Genomic DNA, 6,702 nt, shown 5'->3' on the forward strand with positions numbered 1-6,702 from the left:
CAGCTGACTCTGTCATGGCCGATGAGTGTAAGGGAGCCTTCCTTTCAATCACGAACACGGGTGGTGTTTACTGTTCCGATGACCGCGTCCGAGGTCGCCACGAGCGCCACGTTCCTGCGTCAGGTCAACGAGCGCACCGTGTTCAGGCGGGTGTTCGAGCTCGCGCCCACGTCGGTCACCCAACTGGTCAACGAGACCGGCCTGTCCAAGCCGACCGTCGGGCTCGCCCTCGCGCGGCTAGAGCAGTTCGGGCTGGTCCAGAAGGTCGGCCTCCGCACCGGCGCCGCTGGCCGGGCGCCGCAGCTGTTCGGCCCGCGCCCGGAGGCCGGCTGGGTCGTCGCCATCGACGTCGGGCTGCGGTGGGTGGGCGTACTCCTCGCCGACCTGACCGGCACCGTCGCCGGCCGGTCGCGGCGGCGGTCCAAGCGCGGCGCACGGGCGCTGGTCGACCAGATCGGCGACATGGTCGACGAGCTGCTCGCCGGCACCGAGGTCGCGCCCGAATCGGTGCTCAACGTCGTGGTCGGCAGCCCCGGCGTCTACGACGAGGCCGGCCACCGGGTCCGCCACGCCTCCAACCTGCCCGGCTGGGAACGCCCCGACCTGGTGCCCACGCTCCGCGACCGGCTCGGCGCGCACATCGCCTTCGAAAACGACGTCGACCTCGCGGCGCTCGGCGAGCAGGCGTACGGACTGGGACGCGGCGTCGAAAACTTCGTTTACCTGCACATCGGCAGCGGGCTCGGCATCGGCGCGGTACTCGGCGGCAAGCTGCACCGCGGGGCGCACGGCACCGCGGGCGAGGTCGCGTTCCTCCCGGTCGCGGCCCCGGAATCGGGCCGCGCCGCACTACGCCGTGGCCTCCTGGAGACCGCCGCCGCGGCCGACGGGCTGGTCGCCGCGGCGCGCCGGCACGGCCTCACCACCGCGAGCAAGGCCGAAGACGTGCTCGCCGCGGCCAAGGCCGAGGAACCCGCGGCGGTGCGCGCCATGGCCGACGAACTCGACCACCTGACCACCGCGCTGGCCGCGGTGATGACACTGCTCGACCCCGAGCTGGTCGTGCTCGGCGGCGGCGTCGGCCGCCACTTCGGCGACTATCTGGTACCCCTTCGTCAGCGGCTGGCAGCGCTGCTTCCGCTGCCCATCCCCGCCTTCGCGGTGTCCGCGCTCGGCGACGACGCCACCCTCCTCGGCGGGCTGGCAAGCGGCCTGCGCAACGCCCGAGAACGTGCCCTGCAACGAGCGGAACCAGTGTGATAACCGAAATCCAGTCCACCGATCTTTTCGTAGGCACCGCCGCCGCGCCCTGCCAGGTCGTGCGCGTCACGCTGTCCACTGTGCTCACCCCGGTGCACGTCCGGGTCGAGGGCCCGACGGTGACCACGCCCGAGCCGGTGCTCGCCACCGCACCCGGCATTGTCGAGGTCGGCGTGCGGATCGCCGCGCCCTCGCGCCCCGGCTCGGTGCACCGGGTCACCGCCGTGGCGGGCGAGTCCACGATGGACGGCGTCGTCACCGCGGCCGAAACCGGCTGGACGATGTGGATGGTGTCGCATTTCCACTACGACCCGGTCTGGTGGAACACCCAGGCCGGTTTCACCGAGACGTGGTACGACCTGCCGGTCGCCGAGGAGCGCCGGCCAGACTTCAACCGCACCGCGTTCGACCTCGTGCGCGCGCACCTCGACGCGGCCCGGCACGACGACGACTACAAGTTCGTGCTCGCCGAGCTCGACTACCTCAAGCCTTACTGGGACGTGTTTCCGCAGGACAGGGCCGACCTGCGGCGGTTTCTCCGCGAGGGTCGCGTCGAGCTGGTTGGCGGCACCTACAACGAGCCCAACACCAACCTCACCCACCCCGAGTCGACGATCCGCAACGCGGTCTACGGCGTGGGGTACCAGCGCGACGTGGTCGGCGGCGACCCGCGTACCGCGTGGATGCTCGACGTGTTCGGCCACGACCCGGCCTTTCCGGGACTCATGGCGGACGCCGGCCTCGACTCGTCGGCGTGGGCGCGAGGGCCGTTCCACCACGTCGGCCCGCGGCGGCACGCCGGTGACATCGCGCGGATGCAGTTCCCGAGCGAGTTCGAGTGGATCTCGCCGACCGGGCGGGGCCTGCTGACCGCGTACATGGCCGACCACTACGTCGCCGGCTGGAACATGGAGCGCAAGGACACCCTCGACGAGGCGATGGCCGAGGCGTACGCCCAGTTCAGCGAGCTGAAGCAGGTGGCTGCCACGCGGCACGTGCTGCTGCCCGTCGGGCACGACCACAACATCCCGTCCCGCTGGTGCACCGAGATCCACCGGCTGTGGGCAAAGCGGTACGTGTGGCCGCGCTTCGTCCTCGGGCTGCCCCACGACTTCTTCGCGGCTGTGCGCGCCGAACTCGCCTCAACCGGCCGGACCGCGTCGCCGCAGACCCGCGACATGAACCCGGTGTACACCGGCAAGGACGTGTCCTACATCGACACGAAGCAGGGGCAGCGGGCCGGCGAGGTCTCCGTGCTCGACGCCGAAAGGCTGTCCACTGTGGCGGCTCTGCTCGGCAGCTCGTCCCCGGCGCTCGGCGACCAGTCCTCGGCGCTCGGCGGCCAGTCCTCGGCGCTCGGCGGCCAGTCCTCGGCGCTCGGCGGCCAGTCCTCGGCGCTCGGCGGCCAGTCCTCGGCGCTCGGCGGCCAGTCCTCGGCGCTCGGCGGCCAGTCCTCGGCGCTCGGCGGCCAGTCCTCGGCGTTCGGCTTCCGGTTTCCGGCTGAGGCGTTGGACAAGGCGTGGCGGCAGCTCGCGTACGGGGCGCACCACGACGCGGTTACCGGCACCGAGTCGGACCAGGTGTACCTGGATCTGCTCGGCGGCTGGCGGGAGGCGTACGAGCTGGGGGAGGGCGCTCGGGCGGCGGCGGTCGCGGCCATCGCGGCGGCCGCCGACACGAGCGGGCCCGGGCGGGCGCTGGTGGCGGTCAACCCGCTCTCCTGGGCGCGCGACGGCGTCACCACGGTGCGACTGCGTTACCCGGCACCGGGTCCCGCCGGCGTCGCCGTACAGGACGATGGCGGGCGCCCCGTGCCCGCGCTCGCCGAAGGAGTGCTGCGGCACGCGGACGGTGGGCTCGCCGACGTGACACTGTCGTTCCTGGCGCGAGACGTGCCGGCGCTCGGCTATCGGGTGTACCGGGCGGTTCCCGCTGACGATGTGCCGGCGGGTTGGACCCCTGGCCTCGTCGCTCAGAATGAGCTTTTCGCCGTCGAGGCCGCTGCCAACGGCGCGCTCAGCCGGATCACCGACCGGCGCACCGGGCGCGAGCTGCTGCGCCCCGGCGGGCTCGGCGGGGCGCTGGTGTGCCAGCCGGAGCACGCGACCCATCCCAGGTGGGGCGAGGGACCGTGGCACCTGCTTCCCAGCGGTCCCGCCGTGGGCGCCGAGAGCGCCGAAGTGTCCATTGAGGAGTCGCCGATCGGCCGGCGGATCGTGTCCACCACCTCCCTCGGCGACCTGCGCGTCCGCCACGAGACGGTACTGTGGGACGGCGTCGACCGGATCGACTTCCAGACCCACGTCGACGGCTCCATCGGGCAGGACAACCTGCTGCGCGTCCGCTTCGACCTCGACCTGCCCGGCGCGCTTCCCGTCGCCGAAGTGGGATACGCGGCCGTCGGGCGGTCGTTCGGCTTTCCCGAATCGGACGCCGCCGAGGATCTGTGGACACTGGACAGTCCGGCGCACACCTGGGCGGGACTGTCGGCGACCGCGCGCATCGCGCTCGTGAGGGCCGACGGCAGCCGCACCGCGCACGCTATCGGTGTCGCCGAGGTCGTGTCCTCCTCGGACGGGTCGGGCGGGGCGGTCCGCGATCTGCTGGCCCGGCTCGTCGCGGTGGGCGTGACAGCGACCCTCACCCGGCCGGACGGGCCGCGGTACGGCGCGCTCGACGCCGACTCGAACCTGCCCGACGTGCGGATCGTGCTGGGCGCGGGCAACGCGTTCGCCTCGCAGGTGCTCGACGCCGCCGAGCCGGGATACCGGGAGGCGTTGGCGCGCAACGGAATGGTGTTCGTGCCCGCCGCCAGCAGCCGCCTCTCGGCGTGGACGCCCGGCGCGGACCTACGCGGACCGCGTGACCTGCCGGTGCTGATCGTCGCCGGCGACAGGCTCGACTTCGACGGCTCGACCATCGAGGTGCCGCTGCCGGACGGGTTGCCCGGCACCGCCGAACCGGTCGACGACTACTCGGTCGCGCTGGTCAACCACGGCACACCCAGCTTCGTGGCCCAACCGGACGGCACGCTGTACCTCTCCCTGATGCGCGCGTGCAGCGCGTGGCCTAGCGGCGTCTGGATCGACGGGCCGCGCCGCACCGCGCCGGACGGCAGCGGCTTCCAGTTGCAGCACTGGAGCCACACGTTCCGCTACAGCCTGGTCGCGGGGTCAGGTGACTGGCGCGCCGCCGGCTTCGTGCGCGCCGGCCAGGAGGCAAACCACGCGGTACGCGTCGACGAGACGCCCGCCACGCCGGGGCAGCTGCCGTCGCGGTTGAGCCTCGGCTCGGTCGAGCCCTCGCACGTCATCCTGTCGGCGGTCAAGCCGCGCGGCAACCCGATGGCGTCCGGGCTGCCTGGCGACGTCGACCCGAGTTCGGGAATCACCGTGCGGCTGTACGAGTCGAGCGGCGCACCGGCCACGGCCCGGTTGCGCCTGTACGGTGGGCTCACATCGCCGGAACGGACCGACGTCCTGGAGGGCGGCGAACCGCGACCGCTCACTGTGGACAATGAGGCGGTGGTCGTCGATATCGGCGCCGCCGACGTGGTGACCGTGACCGCACGCCCGACCTCGGCTGCGCCGTCCTCGCTGCCGGCACCCGTGACCGAGCCGGCTCAGCCCGTCTTCACCCGATACTGGCTTCACAACAAGGGACCGGCACCGGTCGGGTACCTGCCCACCACCGTCCACGTCGAACCGTCGTCGCTGGCGCTTACCGGCGGGCCCGGCGACGTCGTCGTGCGGGTGGCCGCGTCGAGCCGGGCGGCGTCCGGTGTGCTGGAGCTGGACGTGCCACCGGGGCTCGCGGTGGAGCCTGCCGGTCCGTTCGCGTACGACCTTGCGGCAGGCTCTCACGCGACGTTCCCGTTGACGGTGCGCTCCTCCGGGGCGTCGCCGGGCATGTACGTGGTGGCGGCACGCATCCGTGACGACCTGGGCCAGATCCTCGAAGACGCGGTCGCCGTCAGGGTCGGTGTCGCCGAGCCGGCCCCGTTCGTCTCAACCGCATTGGGGCCAGCGGGCGTGCGGGTCGCGCCCGGTGGTCAGGGTGAGCTGATCCTGCGGGTGACCAACCTGCTCCGGAGCGAGCTGCGCGGCGAGGCGCAGCTGCTCAGCCCGGATGGCACCTGGGGCGGCCGCGACGGCGTCGCGATCACGCCATGGACGCTGGGCGTCGTGGTGCCGGCCGGGGAAACCGTCGAAGTGCCCTTCGTCGTGGAAGCGCCGCCGACGGCCCGAGCGGGCGCACACTGGTGGGCGGCGGTAAGGGTCGCCTGCTTCGGTCAGGTCCACTACACCGAGACGGTCTCGGTCGAGGTCACGCCCGAGGGGTAGTCAGCGGGACAGCGCCGCTGCGCGCTTCTGTCATGCCACGGTTGGCGAGGCGGTCGGCGTGCTCGTTGCCCTCGTCGCCGGCATGGCCCTTGACCCATACCCACTCGATCTGGTGCCGCTCCGCCGCTGTCGCGAGGCGGCGCCACAGGTCGGCGTTCTTGACCGGGGTGCGGGCCGACGTCATCCAGCCGTTGCGCTCCCAGCCGCGCATCCACTTGGTGATGCCGTCCCGCAGGTAGGTGCTGTCGGTGTGAAGGCGGATGGCGACCGCCCTGTTCAGATGCTCCAGCGCCTCGATGGCGGCGGTCAGCTCCATGCGGTTGTTGGTGGTGCCGGCGGGCTCGCCGCCCCACAGCTCCCTGACATGCTCGCCGTACCGCAGCACCGCACCCCACCCACCGGGCCCAGGATTCCCGCTACAAGCCCCATCCGTATACACCTCAACCACCGTCACCCGCCCACGGTACCGGCGCCCCACCTCCCGCGCGCGCCTCGCGCGCCTCGCGTGCCTCGCGTGCCTCGCGTGCCTCGCGTGCCCCGCGTGCCTCGCGTGCCCCGCGTGCCTCGCGCGGCCCGCGCGGCCCGCGCGGCCCCTCTCCCCGCCGATCAAGGGCAAACGCACGTGATTGGATCTCAAAACACGTGCGTTCGCCCTTGATCGATGAGGATGGCCTTGATCGGCGGACGCCGCGTTGGTGCGGGTCACGGCCGTCGCCGCGCGCGAGGACGAGCAGGCCGTGGCCGCGCGTCGCGCCTCCCAGAGCGAGCGGCGGGGTTGCGACAGCGACCGCGCCTCGTTCCGCGATCAAGGAGACAACGCCGTCGAGTTAGGGCGGACGCCAGGCGCCAAGGTCGCGGTCGGTGGGCGCTGCGAATAGCCCGAGCGGCCCGCGGCGCGGAAGGGGCAATCCGGCCGGGCGCGGCGCCTTGCGGCGCCGATCAAGGGCGTTCGCATGGATCAAGGGCAAACGCACGTGGTTTTGAGATCCAATCACGTGCGTTTGCCCTTGATCGGCGGGGAGAGGGGGCGCGCGGAGCGCGCCAACGGCGGGCGCGGCGCGGCGGGCGTGGCGCGGCGGGCGTGGCGCGGCGGGCGCCG

2 protein-coding genes and 1 pseudogene are annotated in these 6,702 nt (G+C 72.7%); 2 read left to right on the forward strand and 1 reads right to left on the reverse strand.

Annotated features, from left to right (window positions below):
• The first annotated feature begins 78 nt into the window (after positions 1-78).
• Together V6V89_RS30440 and V6V89_RS30445 are read left to right on the forward strand one after the other, a co-directional pair.
• Entirely contained in the window at positions 79-1,260 is a 1,182-nt protein-coding gene (locus V6V89_RS30440; RefSeq protein WP_334622940.1) for an ROK family transcriptional regulator, read from the forward strand.
• Positions 1,257-3,740, forward strand: a pseudogene (locus tag V6V89_RS30445) (glycoside hydrolase family 38 C-terminal domain-containing protein); the annotation flags it as partial. The gene V6V89_RS30440 and the pseudogene V6V89_RS30445, both read left to right, overlap by 4 nt.
• A gap of 1,846 nt (positions 3,741-5,586) precedes the next feature.
• Here V6V89_RS30445 and rnhA read toward each other — a convergent pair.
• The gene (gene rnhA / locus V6V89_RS30450; protein ID WP_334622941.1) at positions 5,587-6,057 is read right to left on the reverse strand and encodes a ribonuclease HI; all 471 of its coding nucleotides are present in this window, start codon (positions 6,055-6,057) and stop codon (positions 5,587-5,589) included.
• Between the last annotated feature and the right edge of the window lie 645 nt (positions 6,058-6,702).

Source organism: Micromonospora sp. CPCC 206061 (assembly GCF_036906915.1).
Taxonomy (GTDB): domain Bacteria; phylum Actinomycetota; class Actinomycetes; order Mycobacteriales; family Micromonosporaceae; genus Phytohabitans.